Here is a 26,570-nt window from a genome sequence, read left to right as displayed (position 1 = left end):
TGGGCACACTTTGGTGTACCAGGGGCAATACGACAGGACTTCCTAGTCAGAGCAGGAGAAAAAATGAAACATCGTCAACGTGGCATTTCCTTTATTGGCCTTCTGTTTGTGGGCATTGTTCTTGTGTGTGGCGGCATTTTGGCTGCCCAGGTTGCCCCGACGCTGATTGAATATCAGGCCATCCTCAAGGCCGCCGGCAAGGCCAGGGAAGGCAACACCGTGGCAGAAGCCAGGACTATTTTTGACAAGGCTGCCCAGATTGACGACATCAAGTCAATTACCGCCAAAGATATCGAAGTGACCAAAGAGGGTGACAAAACTGTGGTGGCTTTTGCCTATAACAAGGAAATCCACATGGCCGGTCCAGCTTATCTGCTGCTCAAGTACAACGGCCGTGCCAAGTAAGTGCGAGCGAGTGCTACCTCAAGTCCTGGTCTGCTGGCATTGCAAAAGCGCCTGCAGCATGATTTTTCCGACCCAAGGCTGCTCCAGCAAGCGCTGACGCACCGCAGCTTTTCGACCGACCATAACGAACGCATCGAGTTTCTGGGCGATTCCGTCCTGAACCTGGCTGTCGCGGGGCTGCTCTACGAGCAACTGAGCACCCTGCCTGAGGGCGACCTTTCACGTGTGCGGGCCAACCTTGTCAAGCAGGACACCCTGCACAAACTTGCTGTCGTGCTTGGCCTGCCGGACCTGGTACGGCTGGGTGAGGGTGAGGCAAAATCCGGCGGACAGAAGCGGCCCTCCATTCTCGCCGATGCGCTGGAAGCTGTCATAGGCGCCGTTTACCTGGACGCCGGCTTTGAGGCGGCCAACCTGCTGGTGCGCCGGCTGTTCAAGGACGTGGAAATCAACCCCCAGATGCAGGCTATCGGCAAAGATCCGAAAACCGAATTGCAGGAGTGGCTGCAGGGGCGCAAAATGAACCTGCCGATTTACCGCGTGGTGGGCACCATGGGTGCGGCCCACAAGCAGACCTTCGATGTGGAATGCGAGATCACCGAGTATGGCCGGGCCGAGCGCGGGATCGGCGGCTCCCGCCGGGCCGGCGAACAAGCCGCCGCTGCCGCCATGCTGATGTTTGTCAAGACACTGGATTCCTGACTCCGAGCCGGCAGCCCGAAGGCCGCAGGCCAACACACCAAGATTATGAGTACAGGTAAAAAAGAACCGAAAAAACCGGTAGCTGCTGTGGCGACTCCCTCTGCAGTCGCGCCGAAAAAGCGTCAAGCCAAAGCCCCGGAAGCCGTGCAGCCGCCCGATGCGCTGGAAGCCATGCTGGCGCAGGCGCTGTCCTCGCGCGGCGCGGCTGTGCCCGCCGCTGCTGACACATCGTCCGCCGGCGAGCAGCGCTGCGGCCTGATCGCCATCGTCGGCAAGCCCAACGTGGGCAAGTCCACCCTGCTCAATGCCCTGGTGGGGCAAAAGATCAGCATCACCTCACGCAAGGCCCAGACCACGCGCCACCGCATCACCGGCATGCGCACGGTCAAGGCAACGCAGTATGTCTTCGTGGACACGCCGGGCTTCCAGACCCGGCATGGCAACGCGCTGAACCGTTCGCTGAACCGCACCGTGGTCGGCGCCGTCAATGATGTGGACCTGATTGTCTTTGTGGTGGAAGCCGGCCAGTTCAACCAGGCCGACGCCAAGGTTCTGGCCCTGCTGCCCGAAAAGACACCCGCAATTTTGCTGGCTAACAAGTTTGATTTGATTCACCGCCGTGCCGAGATCGCGCCCTGGCTCAAGGAAATGCAGGAGCGGCACAATTTCGCCGAGTTCGTGCCCATGTCGGCCAACAACGCCAAGGACATCGAGCGCCTGTTCGGCATCTGCGAAAAATACCTGCCGGTCCAGCCCTGGATGTATGGTGCCGACGAATTGACAGACCGCAGCGATCGCTTCATGGCGGCCGAAATCATCCGTGAAAAGCTGTTCCGCCTGACGGGGGACGAGCTTCCCTACACCTCAACGGTCATCATTGACCAGTATGAAGAAGAGGGTGCCCTGCGCAAGATTGCCGCCACCATCGTGGTGGAACGCGACGGCCACAAGGGCATGATCATTGGCGAGAAGGGTGAAAAGCTCAAACGCATCGGCACTGAAGCCCGGCACGAGCTTGAGACCCTGACCGGCGGCAAGGTGTTCCTGGAAATCTGGGTGAAAGTCCGCTCCGGCTGGGCCGATGACGAGGCACGGGTCAAGACGTTCGGGTATGAGTAGATGTGGCCCCCACGGTCGCTCACTTCGTGTAGCTCCCTGCCCCCCGAGGGGGCCGCTGCGCCTGTGGCCCGGCGAAGCCGGTTCCACGGCCCCTGCTTGAAGGGGGAATCGGCACAGTGCCTGCTGCGGGTTTTCCGCCTGACGCTCTGAACCATGGCCACCAAACGTATTGGTGACGAGCCCGCCTACGTCCTGCATCGCTACGACTGGAGCGAGTCCAGCCTGATTCTGGAGGTGTTTACCCGGAAATATGGCCGGGTGGCTCTGGTGGCGCGGGGGGCCAAAAAGCCGAGCTCCAGTTTCCGGCCGATCCTGTTGCCGCTGCAGCCGCTGCATATCGCCTTTGGCGGCGATGCTGAAATCCGCACCCTGAAAAGCGCTGAGTGGCAGGGCGGTCACGTCATGCCCACGGGGGATGCATTGCTGTCGGGCTATTACCTCAACGAGTTGCTCATGCGCCTGATGGCGCGTGACGATCCGCATCCGGTGCTGTTTGACGCCTACGCCGCCACGGTGCAATTGATCGCTGCACAAAGTGCCGAAACCCTGCAGCTGGCGCTGCGCGCATTCGAGTTGCGGCTGCTGCGCGACATCGGTCTTTTACCCCTTCTGGACGCAGAAACCGCCACGCTGGCGCCGCTGGGCCCGGACACCCGCTATGTACTGGTGCCTGAGGCCGGGCTACGGCAGGCGCATGACGACGACCGCGTCAGCCTGCCCGGCGGGCAATGGCAGGCGCTGCAGCAGGCGCTGGGCGACGAGGCCCTGTTTTCCGACACCGTACGGGCCTGTATCCCCGGTTTCAGTGAGCTCAAAACCCAGTTGCGCAGCCTGCTGCACTACCATTGTGGCGTGAAGGTCCTGAAAACCCGGCAAATGATGATGGACCTGCAAGCTTTCTAACGAGCAACCGCCATGAAACTCCTTTCGCCCGCTCCCCTCGTGTCCCATGTGTATGACAAGACCGCACTGTCCGTCAACGTCAACAAGGTCGCCCTGTTGCGAAATTCCCGTCACCTGGATATCCCCAGCGTGCGCCGCGCCGCCGAGCTGTGCCTGGAAGCCGGTGCACAGGGCATCACGGTGCACCCGCGGCCGGACGAGCGGCATATCCGCCGTGACGACGTCTTTGAACTCGCCGCGCTGATGAAGGACTGGCCTGACCGCGAATTCAACATCGAAGGCAACCCGTTCCAGAACCTGATGGGCTTTGTGCACGACCTGGCCGCCCGGGGCCTGCCGCTGCACCAGTGCACCTTCGTGCCCGACAGCGAGGACCAGTTCACCAGCGACCATGGCTGGAATTTCCCCGAAGACGCGGAGCGCCTGCAGCCCCTGATAGAACAGGTGCATGACCGCCGCGTGCGGGTCAGTCTGTTCATGGACCCGGTTCCCGAGGCCATGGCGGCGGCCAAGGCCGTGGGCGCCGACCGGGTGGAGTTTTATACCGAGACCTATGCGCGCGCATGGGCAACCCCGGAAAAAGCCGAAGTTCTGGCACGCTTCACCCGTGCGGGCCAGGCCGCTGCGGCGGCCGGCCTGGGCATCAACGCCGGCCACGACCTGAACTGCGACAACCTCACGGAGTTTGTACGCGAAGTCCCCGGCGTGCTGGAGGTGTCGATAGGCCACGCTTTTGTTGCCGACGCGCTCGAGTTGGGTTACGCCGCGACCACCAGGCGTTACCTGCTTAGCATCACCCAGGCATTCGCCCCCACATGAGTGGAGCCCCCACGGTCGCCCACTGCGTGTGGCTTCCTGCCCCCCGAGGGGGCCGCCCGCCTGCGGCCCGGCGAAGCCGGTTCCGCGGCTCATGCTGGCTTTTTGCGTGTCACTTTGCGGCGATTGGGTGCTAGATGATTTACGGTATTGGAACTGACATCTGCGACGTGCGCCGCATCCGCGCCAGCCTTGAGAGGCATGGCGAACGTTTTGCCCGCAGGATCCTGAGCGACAGTGAACTCGCCACCTGGAAACACCGCAGCGCGCGCTGGCCCGACCGCGGCGTCAGCTACCTTGCCACCCGGTTTTCGGCCAAAGAAGCTTTCAGCAAGGCGATCGGCACCGGCATGCGCATGCCCATGACATGGCGCAGCTGCGAAATCGCCAAGGCGCCCAGCGGTAAACCCGAGATCGTGCTGCACGGCACACTCAAGGCCTGGTTTGAAGCCCGCCAACTCACCGCCCATGTGTCCGTCACCGATGAAACCGATTACGCCGCCAGTTTTGTGGTTGTAGAGAAAAACAGCCTCTAGCGCCCGCCAACCGTGCGCCATCAGCTATCAATTTAATAGTAATTCATTCCTGAGTTTCAATCCCATGACCCAGCACGCCCCCCTCATCATCGACATCGCCGGCCTTACGCTGACCAAAGCCGACCGCCGCCGCCTGAAACACCCCTTGACGGGCGGCATCATCCTGTTTGGGCGCAACTGGCAGGACCGCCGGCAACTCAGCGCGCTCTGTGCAGAGATCAAGAGCGTCCGGCCGGATTTACTGATTTGTGTGGACCACGAAGGCGGTCGTGTACAGCGCTTCAGAACAGATGGTTTTACCCATCTGCCGCCCATGCGCGCATTGGGCTCGCTGTGGATGAAAGACCAGCTTGCGGCCACCAACGCCGCCACCGCCTGCGGCTATGTGCTGGGCGCCGAGTTGCGCGCCTGTGGCGTTGATTTCAGCTTCACACCGGTGCTGGACCTCGATTGGGGCGAAAGCGGCGTCATCGGCGACCGGGCCTTTGGCCGCGATCCGCGTGTCGTCACGCTGCTGGCCAAAAGCCTGATGCACGGCCTGCTGCAGGCCGGCGTCGCCAATTGCGGCAAGCACTTCCCCGGCCATGGCTTCGTCAAGGCCGACTCCCACACCGACATTCCCGTCGACAGGCGCAGCCTGAAGGCCATCCTGGCCGACGACGCCGCGCCTTATGAATGGTTGAACACCACGCTCACCAGCGTGATGCCGGCGCATGTGATCTACCCCAAGGTGGACGCAAGACCGGCAGGTTTCTCGGAAAAATGGCTGACTTACATCCTGCGCGGCCAGCTGGGTTTTGGCGGCGCTATTTTCAGCGACGACCTGAGCATGGCTGGCGCCCGACTCATCGACGGCAAGGAAGTCAGCTACACCGAGGCTGCCATCACTGCGCTGAACGCCGGCTGCGACATGGTGCTGCTGTGCAACCAGTCGGTGGGGGAGGGCAAGCCGGTGGACGAACTGCTGGACGGTATGGCCGAGGCGCTGCTCAAGGGTCGGTGGGAAGCGCTGGAGTCCAGCGAGCTGCGCCGGCTGGACCTGCTGCCCGCAACGCCTGCCCATGAATGGGATGAACTGATGCTGCACCCTGCCTATATGCACGCGATGGGACTGATTCCCTGAGAGCGCGTTCTTGGTGGGTCCGGTTGCTATTAAATATATAGCTGCTTGCGCCCGTTCGCATTGGATTTCAGGCCTATTTTTCATAAATATGGCCCCGCTGCAGGCCCGTACGAATCGAACCTGACGGAGCCGTCATCTTCAGGCTGAAGGCCACTCCAGCCGGCCCGCCGCATCCATATGCGTCAGGTACACCCGCAGGTCAAATTCATACTGGTGGTAGTGCGGCTCCATATGGGTGCAGAGCTGGTAAAAAGCCTTGTCGTGCGCTTTTTCCTTGATGTGCGCCAGTTCGTGTACCGCAATCATCCTCAGAAACTGTTCCGGACCTTCCCTGAACAGCGTGGCCACGCGGATTTCCCGCTTGGCCTTGAGTTTGCTGCCCTGGACCCTGGAAACGGTGGTGTGCGTGCCCAGCGCATGGGCAATCACGTGCAGCTTGCTGTCAAACGCGACTTTGGAGAGCGGCTCCGAACTGCGTAAAAACTCGCTTTTGAGCCCCATCACGTAGTCGTACAGGGCCTTGTCCGTCCGCACGCCATGGGCGAGGGGGTATTTGGCAAGCAGCACCTCACCCAGCCGGCCTTGTGCCAGCAGCTGCCGCACCTGGGCCTGCAGGTTTTCAGGATAGCCTGCGAGGTATTTCATGGAGGCGTCCGATAGCGACGCACGCTCCAGCGCCGTATCGGCTGCTCGAAACATTTTTCACTGATGTAGGCCAGTATGCTGGCCGCCAGCACGATGACGATGCCCAGCGCCAGTGCGGTCGGCGAGGGACCGGCCGCGACATCGAGCCAGCCGAGCTTGGGTGCCACGGTGAGGGCCAGGCCGAAATAGAGCACGGGGTGTATCAGGTAGACACCGTAAGTCACATCGCCCATAAAAGCTGGCCAGTTGGAGAATCGCGGGTTGAAACTGGCGAGCCCGGCCCACCATACCAGCGCAAAACACAGGGCCGTGAGTGTGGCGCCGCGCCAGCCATTGAGCACGGCGGCCTCGTCACTGATGTTGAGTCCGACCATCAGCCCACCGGCCAACAAAATGCCGACCAGGCACAGCCAGCCGGGTATCACGGTTGTTGGCCTTTTTTTCAGGTAGAACCAGCCGATGATGCAACCGCCGAAAAAGTAGGCGGCAAAAGCCGGAACCTGGTGGTAGGCCGAGAGTGACCTCAGTGACTGGGCATCGAGTGCGATGGTTGTTGCGATCCAGTAAAACTGCAGTGCGATCAGCGCGGCGAATGCACTCCAGCGCTGCCAGCTGGTTGCGCTGTCGCCGAGCAGTCGGACAAACAGCGGGAACATAAGATAGAAAACAAATTCGATGCCGAGCGACCAGCCACCGATCACCATCGAGCTCAGCAGCGGATCGAGCAGACCGAAGGTGAAACTGAGGTTGAGCAGAGCCTGGACCATCAGGGCCGGGTTCGCCCCTGCGACCTTGATCTTCCAGAGCAGCGAAATTGCAACCAGAACCGCAAAAAGCGGCAGCAGCCGCATATAGCGCACGAAAAGAAAACGAAGCCAGACCGGCAGGCTGAACCCGGTTCGGAACTGTTCGTGGTAGTTGAGCACGAGGCTGGCTCCGCTCAGCACAAAAAACAGGTAAACGCCGTAAAAACCGATAGTGTGGATGTCCGCAACCTTCTGCCAGGCCATCAGGTGGTAGCTGATGATGGCATAGGCACAGCAACCGCGTAGCAGATCCCAGCCGAGAATGCGGCCGGGCGCAGTGACCGGGCCAAAGGATGCCGATGCCACGATGCTAGTAAAACAGCCGACGATTGACGTAGCGGTTATATCCGCCGGGCAGCGGCAGAAGCGGCTTGGTCGGCGCAAAAGGTGTGTGCGCTGCCAGGGTATAGATGGCCGAGAAAATCAGGCGCCGTCCTTCGGTAGCCAGCATGGCGCGGTGTATACCCCACGTTTCCTCAAGGAAGCCGGTTCCGGCGCTGCCGGTCACAGTCAGCATGGCTGATTCGGGATAAGCGGCTTCGACATCCTCGTCGCGTATGGGCCCGCGCCGTACAAAGCGGTCATCTGCATGTGAGCCGAGTACAAAGCGATGGGCGCCGCTGGTGAGGCTGGTATCTGTCAGGTAGACAAAAAGCTTGACGAAGCGCAGGTCGTCGGCATCACGATGGTAAATGTCATCAAAGGCCTTGTTTGCGGACCGGTTGTGCTCGCCGAAGGTCCACCAGGCGTCGGCAGTGGCGAGGGTTGGTGTTGCACCCAGCCGCTGCGCCACAGCCTGCAGGATGTCAGGATCGTTGGCCAGGTCCATCAGTCCCCGGCAAGCCAGTACGTCGGCGTTGTCATAGCGGACCTTTATGACGGTGGCTGGAACAGCCGCCAGCTCGTAGGTTTTGCCCGATCCGTAGTAGTCGTATAAAGGGCACATGTCCAGTTCGCGACGTATTTCCTCAAGCTTGCTGGCACTGAGTACTTTCTCGGGTATCGCAGCAAAGCCGGTGCTTTCCAGTTCTTCGCTCAGACGCCGCGCAACCGTGCCGGGCCCGGGCGGAGCCAGTTTTTCACCGCCAAGCTTTACCAGTCCGGCGACACCGGCGCCCAAGGCGCGGCGCAGCGGCGGTATGCGCACGCCTTTTTGCGCGTAATAGTAGGCCAGCGACTTATTGGCCAGGATTTGCTTGAGCGCTGACATCAATGATTCCTTGGTGACGTTGCGAATGGCGAGCCAGTGCGCAGGGACGGGCGACGCTGGGCTCAGGCCTCGGGCTGGTGCCGCAATGCCGGGAACAGGATCACGTCGCGGATGCTGGGGCTGTCGGTCAACAGCATCATGAGCCGGTCGATGCCGATGCCGCAGCCGCCGGTCGGAGGCATGCCGTATTCGAGGGCACGCACAAAGTCATGGTCGTAAAACATGGCCTCGTCATCACCGCTGTCCTTGGCCGCAACCTGAGACTGGAAGCGTGCCGCCTGCTCCTCGGCATCGTTGAGCTCACTGAAGCCGTTGCCGAATTCGCGGCCGGTGATGTAGAGTTCAAAGCGCTCGGTTACTTCGGGCCGCTCGTCGTTGGCGCGGGCCAGCGGAGAGATTTCGGTCGGGTGTTCCATGATGAAAGTCGGTTGCCAGAGTTTTTCTTCTACCAGCTCTTCAAAGTACATCACCTGAAGGCTGGCAAGGGAGCGGGTTGACAACCGGTCTTTTTCCTCGTTCATGCCGAGTTTCTTGAGTCCGTTGGTGAGCCAGACGCTGTCGTCCACGTGTGCGCCTGCTTCGGTGTATTTGATGATGGCTTCACGGATCGTCAGGCGCTCAAACGGCACGCTGAGATCTATGGGACCCCCGAACCGCCCGGTCCCATAGCTTAGTTGCAGTGAACCACATACCTTTTTCGCGACATCGCGAATCAATGATTCGGTGAAGTCCATGAGGTCACGGTAATTCCAGTAGGCCGCGTAGAACTCCATCATCGTGAATTCGGGGTTGTGGCGCACCGAAATACCCTCGTTGCGATAGCTGCGGTTGATTTCGAACACCCGCTCGAAGCCGCCCACGATCAACCGTTTAAGGTAAAGCTCGGGTGCGATGCGCAGGAACATCTCCTGATCCAGCGCGTTATGGTGGGTTTTAAACGGCTTGGCGTTGGCTCCGCCCGGAATCGGATGCAGCATCGGCGTTTCGACCTCAAGAAATTCATGGCTCACCATGAATTCGCGGATCGAGCTGATGGCCTTGCTACGTGCCGTGAAGCGGTTGCGCGCCTGCTCGTCCATCATGAGATCGACATAGCGCTGGCGGTATTTCTGTTCCTGGTCGGCCATGCCGTGGAACTTGTCGGGCATGGGCCGCAGGCTTTTGGTCAGCAGCCGCAGGCTGGTCACGTGAATCGAGAGCTCACCTGTCTTAGTCTTGAATACCCGGCCCTCGGCAGCAACGATGTCGCCGAGATCCCAGTGCCTGAAAGCCGCGTAGAGTTCCTCGCCGACATCATCGCGCGTCAGGAATATCTGAATTCGTCCTGTGCTGTCCTGCAGGGTCGCAAAGCTTGCTTTGCCCATCACGCGCTTGAGCATCATGCGACCGGCGATTTTGGCCGGTGTGGCTTGCGCCGCCAGCGTCTCGGTGTCCTTGTGTCCGTGAGCGGCCTGTAGCGAAGCTGCATGGTCCGTGGGTTTGAAGTCGTTCGGGAAGGCGATGCCCTTGCTCCGGATGGCTTTGAGTTTTTCCCGTCGTTCGGCGATCAGTTGGTTCTCGTCCTGGGTCGGCGTGGCAGGCATTTGTTGGTCGGACATGGAGGTCATCTTTTGGTCGAAAGCCATGATTTTAGGTTTTTACGGATATGAGTGGCCAAAGTCATGTGCCGGATCGCCTGATAATCTCGTTCATGTACTTTCGCGCCGGGTTGATTTCGCTGGGTTTGCTGCTGCTCAGCCGGGTTTTGGGGCTGGCGCGGGAGTCTGTCCAGGCTTGGGCTTTTGGCACGACGGGGGTCGCTGACGTGGTTGTCCTGATGTTGACCCTGCCCGATCTTGCCAGCGCCATTCTGGCGGGGGGGGCGCTGTCTTACGCCTTGCTGCCCTGGTGGGCCAGACAAGCACCGCAGGCATTGGTTCAGAGCCAGCGCCGTGCATCCCGGTTTTTCTTCGGTGCCGGTGTGGTTCTGGCCGCCTGGATTGTCTTGATGCCTTCGACATTAGGTGGATGGCTTGCGCCGGGAGTGCGCGATGTCCTGGGCAGCGAAGTCGTGATTGCCATGCGCTGGGCTGCGCTGGCTGTGCCGGCTTCGCTTCTCACTTTGGTCTGGTACACCCGCCTGCAACACGAACGCGATGTCGTCGGCATGTACGGCATGAATGTTGTACATACGGGGGTCGTGATCGTTGCCATGGTGCTGGCCGCGTCCCGCAGTCAGTCAGTATTGATTGTCAGCTTGCTTGGAGCCGGACTGCTGCTTGCCTTTCTGACGCGTCTGTTGTTCCTGAGGTGGCGATTGGGCCGACTTGCGTCGCCGCCTGCGCCAGCCGGGGAGATGGTCGAGGGTCTTCCACCCTGGAATATCTGGGTTTGGGCCCTGTTGGCCACCAGTCTGCCGGCCACCTTGCCGTTACTCGCACGCAGTCTGGTTTCGGGTAGCGGAGAGGGGGCACTGGCAACCTTCAACTACGCCTGGAAACTTGCCGAGTTGCCCAACCAGCTTGCGATTCAGGTCGTTGCCGTGCTGGCCTTTCCCGCTTTCGCCCGCGCTCATGCGGCCGGGCGTGAATTTACGGTGCAATTGCGCGCTGCTTTCATGCTCTCATGGACTTTGGCCTGCGCGGCCTCGCTGGGGCTCTGGTTGGCCGCTGCACCGCTGACCCGGCTGCTATTCGGATGGGGTCGTATGGAGTCCGCCCAGGTTGCGGAGGTGGCCCAATGGGCGGCGTTGAGCGCCTGGACATTGCTGCCGCAAGCCTTGATCGCGGTGCTGGTGTTGGTGTTGGCGACTGCGAAGCGATTGCCGGTCGTAGTGGTGGCCTATGGCGCGGGCTTGCTCGGGCTGGCGGTGAGCAGTGTTACCGGAGGGCCGGGCATGATGCTGTCCCTGGTAGCGGTGCTCTCTGCAATTGCGCTCGTGTTGATCTGGTTTGCGCGCGACCTGGCGTGGCGGGCCCTGCCGTGGCGCGAACTGGCAGTGCCCGTGCTGCTTTGCGGGGCGTTCGCCGCAAGCAAACCTGTGATTTCCGGATTTAGCCTGCCCCTGCTGCTCTTCATTTCGGGAGTTTTGGCGTGCTTGTTGCTGCTGGTGAGCTATTTCTGTAGCCCAGTGCTTCGGACTGCGCTAAAACGATAATCTGGCCATGATCGAATTTCTGCAAATAACCAATGATGTCGACTTTGCGCGACGTTGTGATGCGCTTGACGGCATGCGGCTATTTGTCGATCTCGAGCGCTTGGGAAAGGCCGAGCGCCAGGCCGGCAGAAATACGTTTATCAGCGCGCATCAGCTCGAGGATGTGTCGCGCATCAAGGCTGTATTGCGACGCTCACGTCTCATGGTGCGGGTTAATCCGCCAAATCCTGGTAGCCTGGCCGAGGTCGAGGCCGTTTTGGCGCAGGGTGCGGATTTACTGATGTTGCCGATGTTTCGATCAAAGGCTCAACTGGACGAGTTTTCGGCCATGGTAGACGGACGTGTCCCCATCGTGGCACTGCTCGAAACTGCGGATGCGTTGATGTCGATTGAGGAATGGATAGATACGCCTGGACTGGCGGAAGTTTTCGTGGGACTTAACGACCTGCATTTGTCGCTGGGCTGCCGCTTTATGTTCGAGCCACTGGTTCAAGGCCACGTTGATCGTGTGGCTGGAATCTGTATGCGGACGGGGAAAAATTTCGGCTTCGGCGGCATTGCCCGTCTCAGTGAGGGCAGGGTGCCTGGGCGGGCAGTTCTTGCGGAACATCTACGGCTGGGATCACAGGCCGTGATCTTGTCGCGTACCTTCAATCAGCCGGGTGAACAACTGTCTTTCGAGGCGGCGGTCGGCGAGCTGCGACAAGCTGAGAACGAACTGGCTTTGCGTGACGCCACCGCAATCGAGACTGATCGCAGATACATCGGAACTCTGGTCGCACGCCAACTTCTGCCGCAGGAGTAAACGCGTGAAGCGCCTGCTGGATATTGTTCTGTCGCTGTTGGCCTTGCTATTACTTCTGCCGCTGCTGCTGCTGGTCGCGCTGGCCATTATTCTGGACAACGGTCCCCCGGTATTTTTTCGTCAAAGGCGGGTTGGTCTTGGTGGTCGCACCTTCCAGATCTTCAAGTTCCGCAGCATGCGCAACAATGCAGCCGCGGTGGGCCCTTACTTCACCGAGCCCGGTGATTTGCGGGTCACGCGCGTGGGGCGATTTATTCGTCGTACCAGCATTGACGAGTTGCCGCAGTTGCTCAACGTACTCAAGGGCGACATGAGCCTGGTTGGTCCTCGCCCCGACGTGGAAGCCCAGCGGTCGCTATATATGCCGGAGGACTGGATGCGGCGCTGTAGCGTGAGGCCCGGAATCACCGGATTGGCACAGGTCAAGGGACGTTCGGAGATTTCCTGGGAGCGCCGCCTTGAACTGGATTTGCAGTATGTCCGCGAGGCTTCCTGGTGGAGTGATATCCGTATATTGTGGGCAACCCTTATCCAGCTCGGCGGAAGACATTCCAATTGAGCCCGGATCGGGATACCGTTCGCCTGGATAAGGGGACGGACTCTATAATCCCGCTATCACAGCCGACTCCCTAAAGCAGCGCTCTGGCCGCTTAACAACGTGAATCAAAGACAAGCTGAATCTGTCGTGGAGCAAAAGCCGATCGGCTACAACGTTCATACGGGCTCCGACCGACAGTCGATGCTCGAGGCGATGGGGCTTTTTTCGGTGGAACAGCTGTTTGCCGATGTGCCGCATCAGGTCCGCCTTGCGCGCGAGCTTGACATTCCTCCTGCCCTTAGCGAATGGGAGCTGATGCGTGATGTCATGGCGATGGCCGGGCTGAACCAGACAGTGCTCACGCATTCAAATTTTCTCGGCAGCGGCGCCTACGAACATTACATTCCGGCCGTCGTCGACGCCATCGTCTCCCGAGGAGAGTTCCTCACTGCCTACACGCCTTATCAACCCGAAATGAGCCAGGGCCTGCTACAGGCCCTGTTTGAGTTTCAGGTGCTTGTGGGCCGCTTACTGGGTCAGCAGTCCGTCAACTGCTCGGTTTATGACGGTGCGACGGCGCTTGCCGAATCGTGCTGGATGATGTGTTCAGCCAGCGGTAAACGTCGCATTGTGGTGGCTCAGGCCCTCTGGACCGAATATCGCGAAGTGCTGACTACCTATCTGGAGCCGCGTGGTGTGCGGCTCGATAGCGTAGGGCATGACGCTGGCACTGGCCAGATCGACGTCGCGGCCGTAGCCGCATTGTTAGCGTCCGGCGATATCGCCGGTGTCGTGCTGCAAAGCCCCAACGCTCTTGGCGTTATCGAGGACGTTGCAGCACTTTCCCCGATTTGCAAACAGGGGCAGGCGCTGCTTGGCGTATGTGTCAACCCGCTGCTTTGCGGGTGGATCGAAGCGCCTGGCAGACTCGGAGCCGACATCGTCGTCTGCGAAGGCCAATCCCTTGGCTTGCCGCTCAGTGCAGGCGGGCCTTATGTCGGCATCATTGCTTGCAGCAAGCCGCTTGAACGGTACCTGCCGGGCCGGCTGGTCGGCCGGGTGCACGACCTCAACGGCAAACTTGGTTATGCGCTGGTCAAGGAAGACCGCGAGCAGCACGTGGCACGCGACAAGGCTACCAGCCACATTTGCTCCAATCAGGCACTCAATGCGATTCGCGTTGCAATCTACCTGGCGTGCCTGGGTGACGCAAATTTCATGCGAATCGCTGAGGCTAATGCAGCGAATGCGGCCTTGCTGCACGAACTGCTGGTTGCGCTGCCCGGTGTCAGACCGCTGCGCAGCGGCACTTTTTTCAACGAATTTTCGATTGAGTTGCCTGTTGCCGCTACGGCTTTTTGTGCGCGCATGTACAAGCTCGGATTTTTCGCGGGTGTGCCGGTCGCGGCTGCGTTGGTGGGCCACAAGAACGGCCTGCTGATCGCGGTCACTGAAACCAAATCACGCACTGATATCGAGGCTTATGCCGCGCATGCGCGGGCTTGCCTGCAGGAGTGCTGAGATGGCTGCTACGTCCGCTTCCCAGACCATCACCGAATTGCACCGCTCTGGCGCGGCCAGCGATGTCTTTGCCGGTCGCTTGTCCGGGAAGACGCCTGCACTGCCGATTTTTGCACGACCCCGTACCGCCATTGGGCTGCCTGAAGTCAGCGAGGTTGACGTCGTCAGGCATTTCACTCGCCTGAGCCAGGAGTCTCATGGTGTCGACAACGGGCCCTATCCGCTGGGCTCGTGCACGATGAAATACAACCCGAAGCGCAATGACGAGCTCGCGCGCCTCTCGGGATTTTCCAATGCCCACCCGATGCAGGACAGCGATACCCTGGGCGGCGTCTGGGAAATGTACGAGCGGCTGCAGGCCATGATTTGCGAGGTCACGGGCATGGACGCCTGCTGCCTGGCGCCCGCAGCGGGAGCTCATGGCGAACTCGCAGGCCTGTTGGTCATCCGCGCACATTATGCGCGGATGAATAACCGGCGCCCGGTCGTGCTGGTACCCGATTCGGCACACGGCACCAATCCGGCGTCGGCTGCGATGGCAGGCTTTGACTGCCGTATCGTGCCGTCCGACCTCAAAGGCCGGGTCGACCTTGCCGCGCTGCGGGAGATGCTGACTCCCGATGTCGCGGCTTTCATGCTGACCAATCCTTCCACTTTGGGCCTGTTTGAGGATCAGATCGTCGAGATTGCCGATGCGGTTCATGCCAACGGTTCATTGCTCTACTACGACGGTGCCAATCTCAATGCGCTGATGGGTATCGTGCGGCCTGGCGACATGGGTTTTGACGTGGTTCACGTCAATGTGCACAAGACTTTTTCGACGCCGCATGGCGGCGGTGGCCCGGGTGCCGGCCCGGTCGCGGTCAAGGCCGCGCTGGCTGCCTATCTGCCGAGCCCGGTCGCAGTCCGAAAGAACGGCGTGGCTCAACGCGACGACGACAGGCCGCTTTCAATCGGACGCATGAAAAGCTTCCACGGCCATGTTGGCGTGTTGCTGCGTGCTTACGGCTACTTGCGTACTATGGGTGGGGCCGGCTTGCGCCAGGCGTCCGAAAACGCGGTACTGAACGCGAATTACCTGCAGTATCGGCTCGCGCCCATGCTGCCGCCGGTTTACGATCAATTCTGCAAACACGAAACCTTGTTGTCGGGCGAGAAGCTCAATACATCGGCACGCCAGTTCGCCAAGCGGCTCATCGACTACGGTATTCATCCGCCAACGCTGGTAGGTGCGGGCTGCGTTTACTTTCCCGGCGATCTGAAGTCGGCGATGTTGATCGAGCCGACCGAAACAGAGACCAAGGCCAGCCTGGACTACCAGGTGGAAATTTTCCAGCGGGTCTTTGATGAGGATGCTACCGATGAAGCGCTTGTCGAAAGTGCACCGCTGAGCCGAAAAATTGCACGAATTGATTTGAAGACTTAAGGATTTGCCATGTGTGGAATAGCTGGCGTGGTCAACGCTGCGGGTACGACCAAAGATGATGTCTGGAAGATGATCGACTGCATCAAGTATCGTGGGGTCGATGAGCAGGGTGTGGAAGACCTTGGGCAGGCGGTGCTGGGTCACGCACGACTTGCGGTGGTGGATCCCGAAAATGGCATGCAGCCCATGTCGAGTACCGACGGCAAGGTCTGGGTTGTTTTCAACGGTGAAATCTTCAATTTCATCGAGTTGCGCGAACAGCTCAAGGCCAAGGGCTACAAGTTCAAGTCGCGCTGCGACACCGAGGTGCTGGTGCATCTGTGGTGCGAAAAGGGCGAAAAAATGCTCGATGACCTGGTCGGTATGTTCGCGTTTTTTATCTGGGATCAACGAACGGAAACTGGCATGCTTGCGCGAGATCGCCAGGGTATCAAGCCGTGCTTTTATGCCTCTTACCAAGGCGGCCTGGCTTTCGCCAGTGAAATAAAGGCCATCCTTGCGCTGCCGAAATTTGAACGCAAAGTCAATGAATCAGCGCTTGGCAATGTCTTTACCTTCAACTATTGCCCTCCGCCGGAGACTTGCTTTGAGGGCATTCGCCATCTGCCGCCCGGCACTTTTATGCGCTATGGCGCGGGTAAATTCTCCGAACCGGTGCGCTACTGGAGCTGGCCCCTCGATGGTCCTCGTGTCGAAGCGTCTCAGGAACAGCTTGAGCAGGCACTTAACGAGGCAATCAAGCTGCAGATGCGGTTTGACGTCGACGGTGGCCTCTTTCTTTCTGGCGGTGTCGACTCGTCTGTGATCGCCAATCGGCTGGTGCCCCAATGGAACCGGCCGCAGCTCGATGCAATCGGCCTGCGCATCGAGGACAAGGGGTTTTCGGAGTATTCCTATGCTGAGCGTGTGGCATCGGAGCTCGATATCAATCTGAAGCCGCTTGATATCAAGCCATCCGATATTCCTGAAATTGCACAAACTGTGGTGCGGCACGCGGAACAGCCGCACGGTGATTTTTCGTTCTTTTTATTCTTCCTTCTCTCACGCGAGGCTCACAAGCAGGGGAAAATTGTGATGTTCACGGGTGACGGGCCTGATGAAGTAATGCTCGGCTTCCGTCACAACGAACAGTTTTTCTCGGAAATGACACGCACCAATTTTCCGATGCGCAGCTACTTCGACCTGATCAGCTACAGCACCGAAAAAGACCGTCAACGAATGATGAGCCCGGCTTTTTTTCCGCACACCCAGGGCGCCCTCGACAGGTTTATGGAAATCATCGAGCCATTCGGCGACCTTGAGCCGGCGGAACAGGTTGCCGCTTACGAACTCAACTCGCTGATGCCGGGCAATAATTCGGTCAAGGGTGACCGTATGGGAGCCTGCTGGTCAATCGAGGGCCGTGCACCTTTTCTCGACCATCGCGTCAGCGAAATGTTTGCACGCCTTCCGGTAACTTCAAAGTTCCGCGATGGCATCGGCAAGCATTTTCTCAAGCAGGCCGCGGCGGGATATTTCGACCACGATTTCGTCTTCCGTCCCAAGACCATGCCGACCCTGCCGATTGGCGAGTGGATCAAAGGGCCGCTTTATACCTGGGCACGCGATGTACTGAACCTGCCTGATGGCGGTCGCTTCGACCGCAATGAGTTGCTGGTAATTCTCGAGGAGCACCGCAGTGGTTTGCACAACCATACGAAACAGCTGCGTACTTTGTTGATGACGAAGCTCTGGCTGCAGGAATTTTTCCCCGAAAACGCATAATTAAAGACGGAAGGCCGGACATGGCAGATTTTGATTACTACCTCGCGCAGTTTGTCGATATTCATGGCAGGCCCAAGGCGAAATTGGTGCCAGGCAAGCATAAGGAAATGATCTTTGGAGCGGGAGCGGGCTTTGCGGGCTTTGCAATTGCCGGTATGGGAATGGGGCCTCATAGCCAGGAATTCATGGCTGTTGGCGACCGCGATAGCGTGCGGCCGGTGCCCTGGATGACCTCGACTGCCAGCGTCACCTGCGATGGTCATGTTGACGGAAAACCCCACCTGCTCGACTCACGCGTAATCGCCAAAAAGGCACTCGCCGCTTTTCGTGAAGTCACTGGCCTCGAATTTTTCTCCGGCCTCGAACCTGAATTTTTTCTGCTCAAAGCAAACGCAACCGGTGGATACGAAGTTGCGACCGGCTCTGAGTCGCTCGACAAGCCTTGTTATGACTTCCGCCACTTGTCGTCGGTAACGGATTTCCTCATGGAGTTGCGCGCCGCGCTCGAGGGGGCGAAAATCGACGTCTACCAGATCGATCACGAAGACGCGAACGGTCAGTTTGAGATGAACTTCACCTATGCGGATGGCTTGCGGACAGCAGACAATCTGACCTATTTCAAAATGGCGGCGACGGCGATTGCCAAAAAACATGGCATGCTGTGTTCGTTCATGCCGAAGCCGTTTGCCGAGCGTTCGGGCAGCGGGCTGCACATGCACATGTCGGCGGGCAAGAAATTCGGCGACAACGCTTTTGAGGACAAGGCCGATCCGCGCGGCATGGACTTGAGCCCATTGGCCTATCATTTTCTCGGTGGATTGATGGCCCATGCTCCGGGGTTGACGGCAATTGCAGCTCCCTGCGTCAACTCCTACAAACGTCTGGTTTCGCGCGGCTCGCGTTCTGGTGCGACCTGGGCGCCAGTCAATATTGCATGGGGCAACAACAACCGGACAGCGTTTGTACGTATCCCGGGAGGGCGGCTTGAGCTGCGAGTTCCTGACGCCTCATCAAATCCTTATCTGCTGACCGCCGCCATTATTTACGCTGGCCTGGATGGCATCGAGCGCAAGCTTGATCCTGGGGCCCCGTGCAACGAAAATCTCTACCAGTTGACTCAGGACGCGCTTAATGCGCGAGGTATTCGGCGCCTGCCGATTTCGCTGCTTGACGCGTTGGATGCGCTTGAGGCAGACAAAACGCTCTGTACTGGGCTTGGTCAGGCTTTCGTCGGAGAATTTTCGCAGCTAAAGCGCCTCGAATTTGATGAGCTGCTGCTGAATGTGTCTCCGGCGGAATTTCGGCGCTACGTCGATTTCTTCTGAGTGACGAAAGTAGCGGGATGCTCCAAGGTAAGCTCGTTACCCCATATCTTGGCATTCGGTATCGTCGGGTTGCGTGGTGTCTCCGTCGCGGAATATAGGTGATGCACCTGCCTCTTCTGACATCCTCATCGCGTTTATGAGAGCTCTTTTTGTTACTTATGGAGGAGGTCATATTTCGATGATCTTGCCGGTCCTCAACAGTTTGAGGAAAACCCACCCGCAAATCAAATGTGACCTTCTTGCCTTAACTACTGGCCGCGCTCGAGCTATCGAGGAAGGTGAAACTCCGTGGGGCTATAGCGATTTTGTGCGGCTATATGACGAAGAAGCGGTAGCGTATTGGGGGAATCGGTTGCTCGCCGGCAATAGAAGCCCCGACGTTGATGAAAATGAGTCTTGTGCCTATCTCGGGATCAATTATCTGGATTTGATAGATCAGAATGGCCTGCAAGGTGCAGCAGAAATATATTCCAGGGAGGGCCGATACGGGTTCAGGCCACTTGGTTTTATGCAGCGACTGCTCGATGAAATCCGACCGGACGTCGTGATCGCAACGAACTCCCCACGAACTGAGAGGGCGGCACTTGAAGTAGCTGTCCAGCAGAAAATACCTTGTGTGGGTATGGTCGACCTTTTTGCGCAGGATGGTGACAGCTATATAAACCAGAAGGAAAAACCGAACTGGACCTGTGTAATTTCTGAGCGTATCAAGCAGCGCCTTGTTGACAGGGGATTTAAGTCAGAGGGCGTGATTGTTACTGGTAGTCCGGCCTTCGATGGACTTTTTTCACCGCGTAATCGAGCGGCTGCTGAAGATTTTCTGAAGCAACGCGGATGGGAAACCCTTAATCCCATACTGTGGACCGGACACATAGAACCGTTGGCAGATGGCGTGCCGGACGCGGAGGCCTTGTACCGATTTCCTCTAAGCATAGAAACCGCATTGCGCGAGTTCGTGACGAGGCGAAAAGACCTCGCCTTGATTGTTCGGTACCACCCAAGTCAATGGCAGGACTTCCCGCGTTTGGGGCCTCACGAAAAAGTGTATTTCAGTGTGCCTTCTCAAGAGGCGATTCACCCACTGATTCTGGCTTCAAAAGCGGTAGTGGTTCAGAATTCCACGGTTGGCCTGCAAGCTGCAGTAGCGGGAAAGCCGGTGGTATCCCTTGAACATTCATTGTCGGTACTTGAATCATTTAGCCTCTCGAAATTGGGCGTTTCAACACCCTGTTTTTCCACGGGGGAGTTGCCTGTCGTCCTGGACTCTTTGCTGGCCTCGCCGGCCGCCGCTCCTCAAGAATACGCAAGCGATGGAAACGCTGCCGATCGGGTAGCGACGGTTATTTTGCGCGCTTTGGCTGTTTAGAAGGGCTATTTCTCAAGAGAGCAAGTCCCATGACAGTGGTGTACCAGCCGGTGCATCCTTGTTTATTCGTCTACCAAGCACACCTTCAAAAAACTTTGGGGGCAAACCAAAACCAGGCCGAACAAGTCGAATGTTTTCCAGCGACAGCTCCTTGCCTGCGGCAATGTCTTGAGTGATGTAGATAGAACGACGAAAAGCTTTGGATTTTTCCTCTGTTTGTGTCCCGCCGTATGTTATTTGGCCCAATGCTTGCCAAGCTCTTTTGGTTTCGACGCGCAGCAATCCAAATTCCTCTGGTTCTAGCGAGAATGCAGAATCAACGCCACCATCCGAGCGTCTTAACGTGAAATGTTTTTCAATAACGGTCGCACCAAGCGAAACGGCTGCAATGGCCGCACCGCAGCCCATGGTGTGATCAGACAATCCGACTTCGCAATTAAAGGATTCGTGTAAATGCGGAATTGTCCGCAAATGGCTATCCTCTGGAGTTGCCGGATATGTGCTCGTGCATTTCAGGAGGATCAATTGGGTACATCCTGCTTGGCGTGCTGTACTGACTGCTTCGTCGATTTCAGCCAGCGTTGCCATGCCAATAGAAATGATGAGAGGTTTTCCAGTCGCGGCAACCCTGCGAATCAGGGGCAGATCAGTATTTTCGAAGGATGCTATTTTGTATGCGGGTACGCCGAGCGTTTCGAGGAAATCAACCGCCGTGTCATCAAAAGGAGTGCTGAAGCATTGCAGGCCATGCGATAGGGCGCGCTCCATAATGGTTTTGTGCCACTCCCAAGGGGTATGAGCCTGATCGTAAAGCTCATACAGTTGCTGGCCGGCCCACAAGCTGTTTTTGTCCTCAATAACAAAGCCCGGCATGCGCAGGTTCAGCGTCATGGTGTCCGCGGTGTAAGTCTGTAGCTTGATGGCATCTGCACCAGCCAGCGCTGCTGCGTCCACGATTGCAAGAGCTCGGTCAAGAGACTGGTTGTGGTTCCCAGACATTTCTGCGATCAAGTAGGGAGGTTGAGCGGCCCCGATGGGTCGGCCGGCGATGGAAACCGCCGAGTCCTTTTGTTTAAGCATGAGGAACTCCATTCAATACATAGTTTCGGGTTGATTTCCAGCCGAGATTTGCTACAACGTCCAATATCGATAGGTGAGATACGAACTCTATGGAACCCTGCTGAGGGTAAGGACCTGGAATGTACTCTTGTACGCGTAGAACGGCGGGCGATTTTTCAACGAACTGGTCGTCTGATAGATAGGTCAATGCTCCGCGAGGCGACAGATACTCTGTCGCTTCGAGCTTATTGCATAAATCTATCAGTCTGTCCGAGCGCGCCCCGGCAAGCTGGAGGGAGCTGGCTTTGCACATTCTCGGGGTAAATTCAAGGCGGCTGGAGATAAACCGGATGATTGCCTCATTGAACTCGGCAAGATTATTGACCTCCGGTTTCTGCGCTTCTTCAATGATCTCCAAGGCGTCGACATAGTGGAGGTGTCGGCCATAATTCAGCTTAAATCCGCGAGCAAGCTTGTCAGCCCACCGGCGATGATCCATCAATGTGGTTGCAGCAATAGTCTGGGTAGAGCTGTAGTGCCGTACTGGCAGAACAATCCAATTGACGCGATTGCCAACCAATAACCGATTTCTGGTCTGCCAGGATTGCTTTTCTAATTGAACGTCATCAAGAAATACAAAGTCGTCTGCTTGGGCAATCAGGTTGAAGTAGCCTGCCCAGGGTAAAAGAGCAGGCTGCATCGCAACAAGGCTACGGCTCACGGCGTTCGACCCCAAATCACAATATCGCTGTTGCGAACCATGTGTCCGTTTTGCAGGTTCTCATAAGTCGTTTTTAGTGTTGTCAAGCGCTCAGGATCCATGCCCAAGGCGATGCGTAGAAGCTCGATCAATTCGTATTCTTGCCAAAACACATTGAGTGCGCCCTGCTCACCGGTGTAGGTGCATTCCAGTTTCCATGCATTTTTTCCGACACTTTCACCGCGTCCTGCGCGGTGATCGTCTGGGAGCCTCATTCTGAGATACACGGCGGCTCCGGGGGCCAACAAACTGCTTGCCTGGCGCATGCAATCCCACGTCGCATCCCGGGAAAGATAGTAGAGCGTGCTTGGCGCCAAAAGGGCGTTGAACGGGCCTTGCAATGCTGGCAATCCCAAACTGAGATCATGCAGCAACACTTCCCCCGACATCCCGGAGATACTTAGGTTGTGGCGCCCTTCGCTCAGACAGGTCGGATCGACGTCAATTCCGCTAACCGACCAGCCATAAGCTGCGAAAAGCATCATGTTATTTGCGCTACCGCAGCCGAGTTCAAGGGCACGGCCGGGGAGGCGGGACAGCCCTTCCTTATAAAACATCCGAACCAGATATTCATCCGGATAACGCATTCCGCGCAGGGCTGAAATCTGATTCATTTTTGTTCCTTTGATAAGACGTTATCGAAGCATTCTTGCAATCCGGTTGCCCATTTTTCAATCGCCTCCATTGGAGTGGCCTCATCAAGCCAAAATTGAAACACTTCTTTCGCCAGTTTTTCTACGCCTGGCAAGGGACTATGCCCGAAGCTTCCAAACCAGTGGCCAGGAAGATACCAGTGACTGACATGCATGCCCTGAGCCCGAAGACATGATCCAAGCGTATGTTGCAAAGGCCATCCGGCGTCAGGAAGCCGGCAAGTAAAGCGCCACGGTGAGCTGCCCTTTCCCATCCCCACCGGTACCAGTCCTGTGTCTTTTATCGCCACAGCCCACGCTGCGGCCTTTTGACTGCGAATTTCAACAATGCGGGGTAAGTTTTGGAGCGCTGACGTGATCTCCTGGTTCCATTCGGGCCGCCAGGGTAAGTAAAGCGTGGATTCATACCCATTTAGCAGACCCCGGAACCCTTCACTGTCTCCATTTTGACGGAGCCGGGTCCGTGCTGCATCAAACCCGGTACGAAAACGGGCTTCAGTGGCAGCTCTTATTTTTTCAGGGAAAATTGCGACGGATTCAAGCAGCGAGCGACATTCTTGAGCGAGAGATGAATCCCTCAATAGCAATGCTCCCCCTCCGACCCGGATGTGTTTGGTATTGCCAAATGACAAAATTCCAACATCACCAGTGGTGCCGGCCAAGTTACCTTCAATAGTGGTGGCCCCGAGAGCCTGAGCGGCGTCATCAATAAGTAAGCACTCGGGCGCCTCAAATATGCGCCGAACCGCAAAGAGTTCCGTCGGGTTGCCATAGAGATGAACCACTATCGCCGCAGTAGCACCTGCTGATCTGGCCCGTAGCCACTCATCTTGAGGAACCACTCCTGTGGCAGGATTAATGTCGCAAAAAAAAGGCACGCAGTCCGCTGCAGATATAGCCGCTATTACATCCTGGCAAACAGCAGAAGACAATGCAACGATCGTACGTTTTCCTCCTGACCATATGCGGAGAGCAGCATAGATTCCTAGAGCGCCGCGTCCCACCAGAACGATGTGCTCCATGCCGAAATGCTTTTGCAGCGTTGGGCGGAGTCGGTCAGAAATCATTTGACAGCAGCATTTCGATCAGTTCTGCGCGATTTTCGGCATGGCCAGCAACAAGGCTGCTCGCAGCTTGGCTCATCCGGCATACCAGCTCTGGTTCAGCCAAATGTTGGGTCAAGGCCTTAGTCCAGCTGCTTTCGTCAAGGTCGGCTGCTTCACCCAACAAAAAAGCCGCGCCGCACGCATGCATGCCCAAGGCATCTTCGCGCTGGTTTTCGGCGGTAATGCTGATCAAGGTTGGAAGTCCCATGGCACAGCGCTCCCATGCAGCAATGCCGCAAACGCCGAGAGCAAGGTCGGCTTCATTCATCAAGTCAGCCATGCTCTTGCACACATCAACTACCTTGATATGGGCGATTTGACCGGCGCGAGAATGAATGCTGGTTCGATAAGGGTGTTCTGGCCCCAATACGATGTTGACGGTCAGGAAATCAAATTTCTCCAGGGCGGACATCGCGTGGCTCGCCAGATTGTGGGTATCGTTGCTGCCAAAATAGACCAGTACATTTTCTATCGAACCGTCCCTGATCCGGACTGGTGGCACGTCAAAGGCCGAATTGAGTACTGCGTGCGCAGGACCAAGACGCAACGTGCAGCTGGAGGGAACAAATCTACGGTAACGCTGCGCAGCCTCAGCATGGAGATTTTGGTCCAACAGTAAGCTGCATACATGCGGCCGGTTAATTAAGTCATCAATGACCATCAACCGCCGGTAATGTGGTTTGACTTGCTCCTCCCATCGCCGATCCAAAAAATAGTGGTCAACGATAAGCCAATCCACCTGATCAGGCCCAAGCGCTCCACATGTTTGCGAAGCGTCGGTTTGCCAGCTCGTGTCTTGATCTGTATCCTGCGGGACATAAGGCAAGGCCATTACACCGTGCCCACGTAATCTAATGACATTCAGCATGTGGCCAGGAAGTTCGCGGCATATAAAGTCGCACCGCGCACCGGAGGCGCTCAGCGCCTCAGCCAAGGCCAAGCAACGCATCACATGGCCGCCACCTATCGCCAGCGACGCGTCGACGCGGAAAACTATCCGCATTCCCGCCACTTTGTTGGTCATTTTGAATGCATTGCCCGAAATAACCACTCTGCGCGATCCCAATCTTCCGGAGTGTCAATGTCCTGCACCCGGTAACGAGGTAGAACGATGGGCGCAGCATGTTCTGAGAAGAGCGGCTTGTTAGCCAGCCAGGCGTCGGCGCGGCCCCAGTAAAACTGTCCGGCGTCATGGTATGCCGGCTCCAGGTCCTGCGAGCGAGTCTGAAAGTGCTCCGGGTGAAACATTTGCACCCTGTTTCCCTCGATAAGCCTAAGAGCACGCTGGATGGGGAAAGGGTAGCTGGCAACGGAAAAGGCGAAGTCAGCTTGGGATTCAACCAGGATTTTCAAACCGGACTGGAGGTCTAGAGGAGTTACAAAAGGCGCAGTTGCATAGATGCAGCAAGCCAATTCGATTGCCATTCCCCTGGTTGTATGCCATTGCACAGCATGCGCGATGACCGGCGTGGTTCCCACAACATCGCCGGACAACGATTCCGGTCTGACAAACGGTACTTTTGCCCCCCAACTTTCAGCGAGCACTGCGATTTCGGTATCGTCAGTGGAAACAATTACTGCGTCGAATAGGTTGCTTTCAAGGGCGGCAGAGATTGACCATGCAATCATCGGCTTGCCGCAAAAATCCTTGATATTTTTGCGTGGGATGCGTTTGCTACCGCCCCGCGCAGGTATCACGGCTATTTTCATTCCAATGCCGCCTCAAGCGCTTTAATGACTTTTGCTTGTTCGGTATCCCGCAGCCCGGGGAACATCGGTAACGATAGCGCGCGTTCATAAAAAGCCTCGCTAACCGGGAACTGCCCTTTTTGGAAGCCAAGTCTGCGGTAATAAGGCTGAAGGTGGACAGGTATGTAGTGCACATTGACACCGATACCTGCATTGCGCATGGCCTCGAAGACCTGTTTTCGCCTCTCGACTTGAATGCAATACAGATGCAAAGCCGAATGGCTATCCGCGTTGCGTGCCGGCCGCGCTAGCGGGAGACTTTCCAGCGCCATGTCGTAGCAATCAGCCAGCAGATGCCTGCGCGCAATCCAGGCCTCGATATGCTTGATTTGCGATAACCCCAGCGCTGCCTGTAATTCGGTCATCCGGTAATTAAAGCCCAGGAGGTGTTGCTCGTAATACCACATGCCCTCTTCGGTATTCTCAAGCTCTCCCATCTCCCGTGTCATTCCATGAGAGCGGAATAATTGCATACGGCGCGCGAGTTCCGACGAGTTGGTGGTAGCTAGCCCGCCTTCTGCTGTAGTAATGATCTTGACGGGGTGAAAGCTAAACACGGTGATGTCGCTGTAGCGGCAATCGCCGACCCGTGTTTCATGATAGCGGGCTCCTATTGCGTGCGATGCATCTTCGATGACATGAAAGCCGTACTTCTGCGAAAGTTCATGAATAGGCTGCAAATCGCATGGATGGCCCATGAAGTGCACCGGTATAACAACCTTAGGCAGCGTGCCATTTTTTGCTGCAAGCCGTAGTTTTTCCGTGAGAGCCTCGATGCTGATGCCCCATTTGACGGAATCGATATCAACAAAGTCGACTGACGCACCGCAATAGCGTGCGCAGTTGGCCGTGGCTAGAAAAGTGATGGGGGAAGTCCAAACGATATCGCCGGGGCCGACTCCCAACGCAAGGCAAGCAATATGTAGTGCAGAGGTGGCGCTGTTGACCGCAACGCCATGGCTTGCTCCGCAATACTCCGCGATAGCTTTTTCAAATGCGGGGACTGCCGGCCCCTGTGTCAAAAAGTCCGAACGCAAAACCTCGATGACAGACTGGATGTCGTCGTCATCTATCAGTTGTCTGCCATAGGGAATCAT

Annotated in this window: 26 protein-coding genes; 15 read left to right on the top strand and 11 right to left on the bottom strand. The window is 57.5% G+C overall.

Going from position 1 to position 26,570, the window contains the following annotated elements; genetic code table 11:
* The first annotated feature begins 63 nt into the window (after positions 1 to 63).
* From AC1D11_RS04855 to nagZ, 7 genes are all read left to right on the top strand, one after another.
* On the top strand, positions 64 to 405 hold the full coding sequence (locus AC1D11_RS04855) for a DUF4845 domain-containing protein (RefSeq protein WP_477649952.1): 342 nt from the start codon (positions 64 to 66) through the stop codon (positions 403 to 405).
* Complete coding sequence (gene rnc, locus AC1D11_RS04850) at positions 406 to 1,107, top strand: ribonuclease III (protein ID WP_457279375.1); 702 nt, start codon at positions 406 to 408, stop codon at positions 1,105 to 1,107.
* Between the two features lie 171 nt (positions 1,108 to 1,278).
* Entirely contained in the window at positions 1,279 to 2,226 is a 948-nt protein-coding gene (gene era / locus AC1D11_RS04845) for a GTPase Era (RefSeq protein WP_477649955.1), read from the top strand.
* A 153-nt stretch (positions 2,227 to 2,379) separates the two neighbouring features.
* The gene (gene recO, locus AC1D11_RS04840; protein ID WP_477649951.1) at positions 2,380 to 3,129 is read left to right on the top strand and encodes a DNA repair protein RecO; all 750 of its coding nucleotides are present in this window, start codon (positions 2,380 to 2,382) and stop codon (positions 3,127 to 3,129) included.
* 12 nt (positions 3,130 to 3,141) lie between these two features.
* Positions 3,142 to 3,948, top strand: coding sequence for a pyridoxine 5'-phosphate synthase (locus tag AC1D11_RS04835; protein WP_477649950.1), 807 nt, complete (start codon positions 3,142 to 3,144; stop codon positions 3,946 to 3,948).
* 134 nt (positions 3,949 to 4,082) lie between these two features.
* On the top strand, positions 4,083 to 4,481 hold the full coding sequence (gene acpS / locus AC1D11_RS04830; protein ID WP_477649949.1) for a holo-ACP synthase: 399 nt from the start codon (positions 4,083 to 4,085) through the stop codon (positions 4,479 to 4,481).
* A gap of 64 nt (positions 4,482 to 4,545) precedes the next feature.
* Entirely contained in the window at positions 4,546 to 5,604 is a 1,059-nt protein-coding gene (gene nagZ / locus AC1D11_RS04825) for a beta-N-acetylhexosaminidase (RefSeq protein WP_477649948.1), read from the top strand.
* A 138-nt stretch (positions 5,605 to 5,742) separates the two neighbouring features.
* On the opposite strand, the gene AC1D11_RS04820 is transcribed toward nagZ, so the two are convergent.
* The 4 genes from AC1D11_RS04820 to lysS all read right to left on the bottom strand — a co-directional run bounded on the left by AC1D11_RS04820 (position 5,743) and on the right by lysS (position 9,863).
* On the bottom strand, positions 5,743 to 6,249 hold the full coding sequence (locus AC1D11_RS04820) for a YgjP-like metallopeptidase domain-containing protein (protein ID WP_477649947.1): 507 nt from the start codon (positions 6,247 to 6,249) through the stop codon (positions 5,743 to 5,745).
* A complete protein-coding gene (locus AC1D11_RS04815; protein WP_477649946.1) occupies positions 6,246 to 7,361 on the bottom strand; it encodes an acyltransferase family protein in 1,116 nt (371 codons plus the stop codon). The genes AC1D11_RS04820 and AC1D11_RS04815 overlap by 4 nt, the downstream gene beginning before the upstream one ends.
* Positions 7,362 to 7,365: 4 nt before the next feature.
* On the bottom strand, positions 7,366 to 8,265 hold the full coding sequence (locus AC1D11_RS04810) for a phytanoyl-CoA dioxygenase family protein (RefSeq protein ID WP_477649945.1): 900 nt from the start codon (positions 8,263 to 8,265) through the stop codon (positions 7,366 to 7,368).
* A 62-nt stretch (positions 8,266 to 8,327) separates the two neighbouring features.
* Entirely contained in the window at positions 8,328 to 9,863 is a 1,536-nt protein-coding gene (gene lysS, locus AC1D11_RS04805; protein WP_477649944.1) for a lysine--tRNA ligase, read from the bottom strand.
* Positions 9,864 to 9,910: 47 nt separating this feature from the next.
* On the opposite strand from lysS, the gene AC1D11_RS04800 reads away from it, so the two are divergent.
* The 8 genes from AC1D11_RS04800 to AC1D11_RS04765 all read left to right on the top strand — a co-directional run bounded on the left by AC1D11_RS04800 (position 9,911) and on the right by AC1D11_RS04765 (position 20,146).
* A complete protein-coding gene (locus tag AC1D11_RS04800; RefSeq protein ID WP_477650934.1) occupies positions 9,911 to 11,401 on the top strand; it encodes a lipid II flippase MurJ in 1,491 nt (496 codons plus the stop codon).
* A 7-nt stretch (positions 11,402 to 11,408) separates the two neighbouring features.
* Positions 11,409 to 12,206 (top strand): aldolase/citrate lyase family protein, encoded by a 798-nt coding sequence (locus AC1D11_RS04795; RefSeq protein WP_477650933.1) that lies wholly within the window; start codon positions 11,409 to 11,411, stop codon positions 12,204 to 12,206.
* 4 nt (positions 12,207 to 12,210) lie between these two features.
* Positions 12,211 to 12,765, top strand: coding sequence for a sugar transferase (locus AC1D11_RS04790; RefSeq protein WP_477650098.1), 555 nt, complete (start codon positions 12,211 to 12,213; stop codon positions 12,763 to 12,765).
* Between the two features lie 99 nt (positions 12,766 to 12,864).
* Positions 12,865 to 14,265 (top strand): aminomethyl-transferring glycine dehydrogenase subunit GcvPA, encoded by a 1,401-nt coding sequence (gene gcvPA / locus AC1D11_RS04785; protein ID WP_477651426.1) that lies wholly within the window; start codon positions 12,865 to 12,867, stop codon positions 14,263 to 14,265.
* A 1-nt stretch (position 14,266) separates the two neighbouring features.
* Positions 14,267 to 15,691, top strand: coding sequence for an aminomethyl-transferring glycine dehydrogenase subunit GcvPB (gene gcvPB, locus AC1D11_RS04780; RefSeq protein WP_477651425.1), 1,425 nt, complete (start codon positions 14,267 to 14,269; stop codon positions 15,689 to 15,691).
* Positions 15,692 to 15,700: 9 nt separating this feature from the next.
* The gene (gene asnB / locus AC1D11_RS04775) at positions 15,701 to 17,455 is read left to right on the top strand and encodes an asparagine synthase (glutamine-hydrolyzing) (RefSeq protein WP_477651424.1); all 1,755 of its coding nucleotides are present in this window, start codon (positions 15,701 to 15,703) and stop codon (positions 17,453 to 17,455) included.
* 20 nt (positions 17,456 to 17,475) lie between these two features.
* Positions 17,476 to 18,780, top strand: a complete 1,305-nt coding sequence (gene glnT / locus AC1D11_RS04770; protein WP_477650094.1) for a type III glutamate--ammonia ligase — start codon at positions 17,476 to 17,478, stop codon at positions 18,778 to 18,780.
* Between the two features lie 136 nt (positions 18,781 to 18,916).
* Positions 18,917 to 20,146: a UDP-N-acetylglucosamine 2-epimerase gene (locus AC1D11_RS04765; protein ID WP_477651400.1), complete on the top strand. Its 1,230-nt coding sequence runs from the start codon at positions 18,917 to 18,919 to the stop codon at positions 20,144 to 20,146.
* A 12-nt stretch (positions 20,147 to 20,158) separates the two neighbouring features.
* Here AC1D11_RS04765 and pseI read toward each other — a convergent pair whose 3' ends face one another.
* Genes pseI through pseC form a run of 7 tightly spaced genes read right to left on the bottom strand, consistent with a single transcriptional unit; the run spans position 20,159 to position 26,570 of the window.
* Entirely contained in the window at positions 20,159 to 21,226 is a 1,068-nt protein-coding gene (gene pseI / locus AC1D11_RS04760) for a pseudaminic acid synthase (protein WP_477651423.1), read from the bottom strand.
* A complete protein-coding gene (locus AC1D11_RS04755) occupies positions 21,219 to 21,926 on the bottom strand; it encodes a WbqC family protein (protein WP_477651178.1) in 708 nt (235 codons plus the stop codon). The genes pseI and AC1D11_RS04755 overlap by 8 nt, the downstream gene beginning before the upstream one ends.
* Complete coding sequence (locus tag AC1D11_RS04750; protein ID WP_477650336.1) at positions 21,923 to 22,579, bottom strand: class I SAM-dependent methyltransferase; 657 nt, start codon at positions 22,577 to 22,579, stop codon at positions 21,923 to 21,925. Before AC1D11_RS04750 ends, AC1D11_RS04755 begins: the two co-directional genes overlap by 4 nt.
* The gene (locus tag AC1D11_RS04745; RefSeq protein WP_477650335.1) at positions 22,576 to 23,685 is read right to left on the bottom strand and encodes a DegT/DnrJ/EryC1/StrS family aminotransferase; all 1,110 of its coding nucleotides are present in this window, start codon (positions 23,683 to 23,685) and stop codon (positions 22,576 to 22,578) included. Before AC1D11_RS04745 ends, AC1D11_RS04750 begins: the two co-directional genes overlap by 4 nt.
* Entirely contained in the window at positions 23,675 to 24,748 is a 1,074-nt protein-coding gene (gene pseG, locus AC1D11_RS04740) for a UDP-2,4-diacetamido-2,4,6-trideoxy-beta-L-altropyranose hydrolase (protein WP_477650334.1), read from the bottom strand. Before pseG ends, AC1D11_RS04745 begins: the two co-directional genes overlap by 11 nt.
* On the bottom strand, positions 24,745 to 25,434 hold the full coding sequence (pseF, locus tag AC1D11_RS04735) for a pseudaminic acid cytidylyltransferase (protein ID WP_477650333.1): 690 nt from the start codon (positions 25,432 to 25,434) through the stop codon (positions 24,745 to 24,747). The genes pseG and pseF overlap by 4 nt, the downstream gene beginning before the upstream one ends.
* Complete coding sequence (pseC, locus tag AC1D11_RS04730) at positions 25,431 to 26,570, bottom strand: UDP-4-amino-4,6-dideoxy-N-acetyl-beta-L-altrosamine transaminase (RefSeq protein ID WP_477651177.1); 1,140 nt, start codon at positions 26,568 to 26,570, stop codon at positions 25,431 to 25,433. The genes pseF and pseC overlap by 4 nt, the downstream gene beginning before the upstream one ends.

It is taken from the genome of Polaromonas sp. P1_E11 (assembly GCF_056405995.1).
The sequence above is the reverse complement of the archived record's forward strand: the minus strand, read 5'-3'. Positions and strand labels throughout refer to the sequence as shown.

Excerpts from the sequence above, each read along its gene's own strand:
- recO (WP_477649951.1), top strand. The coding sequence starts at position 2,380 with ATGGCCACCAAACGTATTGGTGACGAGCCCGCCTACGTCCTGCATCGC.
- pseG (WP_477650334.1), bottom strand. The coding sequence starts at position 24,748 with ATGACCAACAAAGTGGCGGGAATGCGGATAGTTTTCCGCGTCGACGCG.
- lysS (WP_477649944.1), bottom strand. The coding sequence starts at position 9,863 with ATGTCCGACCAACAAATGCCTGCCACGCCGACCCAGGACGAGAACCAA.
- era (WP_477649955.1), top strand. The coding sequence starts at position 1,279 with ATGCTGGCGCAGGCGCTGTCCTCGCGCGGCGCGGCTGTGCCCGCCGCT.
- acpS (WP_477649949.1), top strand. The coding sequence starts at position 4,083 with ATGATTTACGGTATTGGAACTGACATCTGCGACGTGCGCCGCATCCGC.
- pseI (WP_477651423.1), bottom strand. The coding sequence starts at position 21,226 with ATGCTTAAACAAAAGGACTCGGCGGTTTCCATCGCCGGCCGACCCATC.
- AC1D11_RS04765 (WP_477651400.1), top strand. The coding sequence starts at position 18,917 with ATGAGAGCTCTTTTTGTTACTTATGGAGGAGGTCATATTTCGATGATC.
- glnT (WP_477650094.1), top strand. The coding sequence starts at position 17,476 with ATGGCAGATTTTGATTACTACCTCGCGCAGTTTGTCGATATTCATGGC.
- AC1D11_RS04855 (WP_477649952.1), top strand. The coding sequence starts at position 64 with ATGAAACATCGTCAACGTGGCATTTCCTTTATTGGCCTTCTGTTTGTG.
- asnB (WP_477651424.1), top strand. The coding sequence starts at position 15,701 with ATGTGTGGAATAGCTGGCGTGGTCAACGCTGCGGGTACGACCAAAGAT.
- AC1D11_RS04795 (WP_477650933.1), top strand. The coding sequence starts at position 11,409 with ATGATCGAATTTCTGCAAATAACCAATGATGTCGACTTTGCGCGACGT.
- gcvPB (WP_477651425.1), top strand. The coding sequence starts at position 14,267 with ATGGCTGCTACGTCCGCTTCCCAGACCATCACCGAATTGCACCGCTCT.
- AC1D11_RS04810 (WP_477649945.1), bottom strand. The coding sequence starts at position 8,265 with ATGTCAGCGCTCAAGCAAATCCTGGCCAATAAGTCGCTGGCCTACTAT.
- AC1D11_RS04835 (WP_477649950.1), top strand. The coding sequence starts at position 3,142 with ATGAAACTCCTTTCGCCCGCTCCCCTCGTGTCCCATGTGTATGACAAG.
- AC1D11_RS04750 (WP_477650336.1), bottom strand. The coding sequence starts at position 22,579 with ATGAATCAGATTTCAGCCCTGCGCGGAATGCGTTATCCGGATGAATAT.
- pseC (WP_477651177.1), bottom strand. The coding sequence starts at position 26,570 with ATGATTCCCTATGGCAGACAACTGATAGATGACGACGACATCCAGTCT.
- AC1D11_RS04800 (WP_477650934.1), top strand. The coding sequence starts at position 9,911 with ATGAGTGGCCAAAGTCATGTGCCGGATCGCCTGATAATCTCGTTCATG.
- nagZ (WP_477649948.1), top strand. The coding sequence starts at position 4,546 with ATGACCCAGCACGCCCCCCTCATCATCGACATCGCCGGCCTTACGCTG.
- AC1D11_RS04745 (WP_477650335.1), bottom strand. The coding sequence starts at position 23,685 with ATGATTTCTGACCGACTCCGCCCAACGCTGCAAAAGCATTTCGGCATG.
- pseF (WP_477650333.1), bottom strand. The coding sequence starts at position 25,434 with ATGAAAATAGCCGTGATACCTGCGCGGGGCGGTAGCAAACGCATCCCA.
- AC1D11_RS04820 (WP_477649947.1), bottom strand. The coding sequence starts at position 6,249 with ATGAAATACCTCGCAGGCTATCCTGAAAACCTGCAGGCCCAGGTGCGG.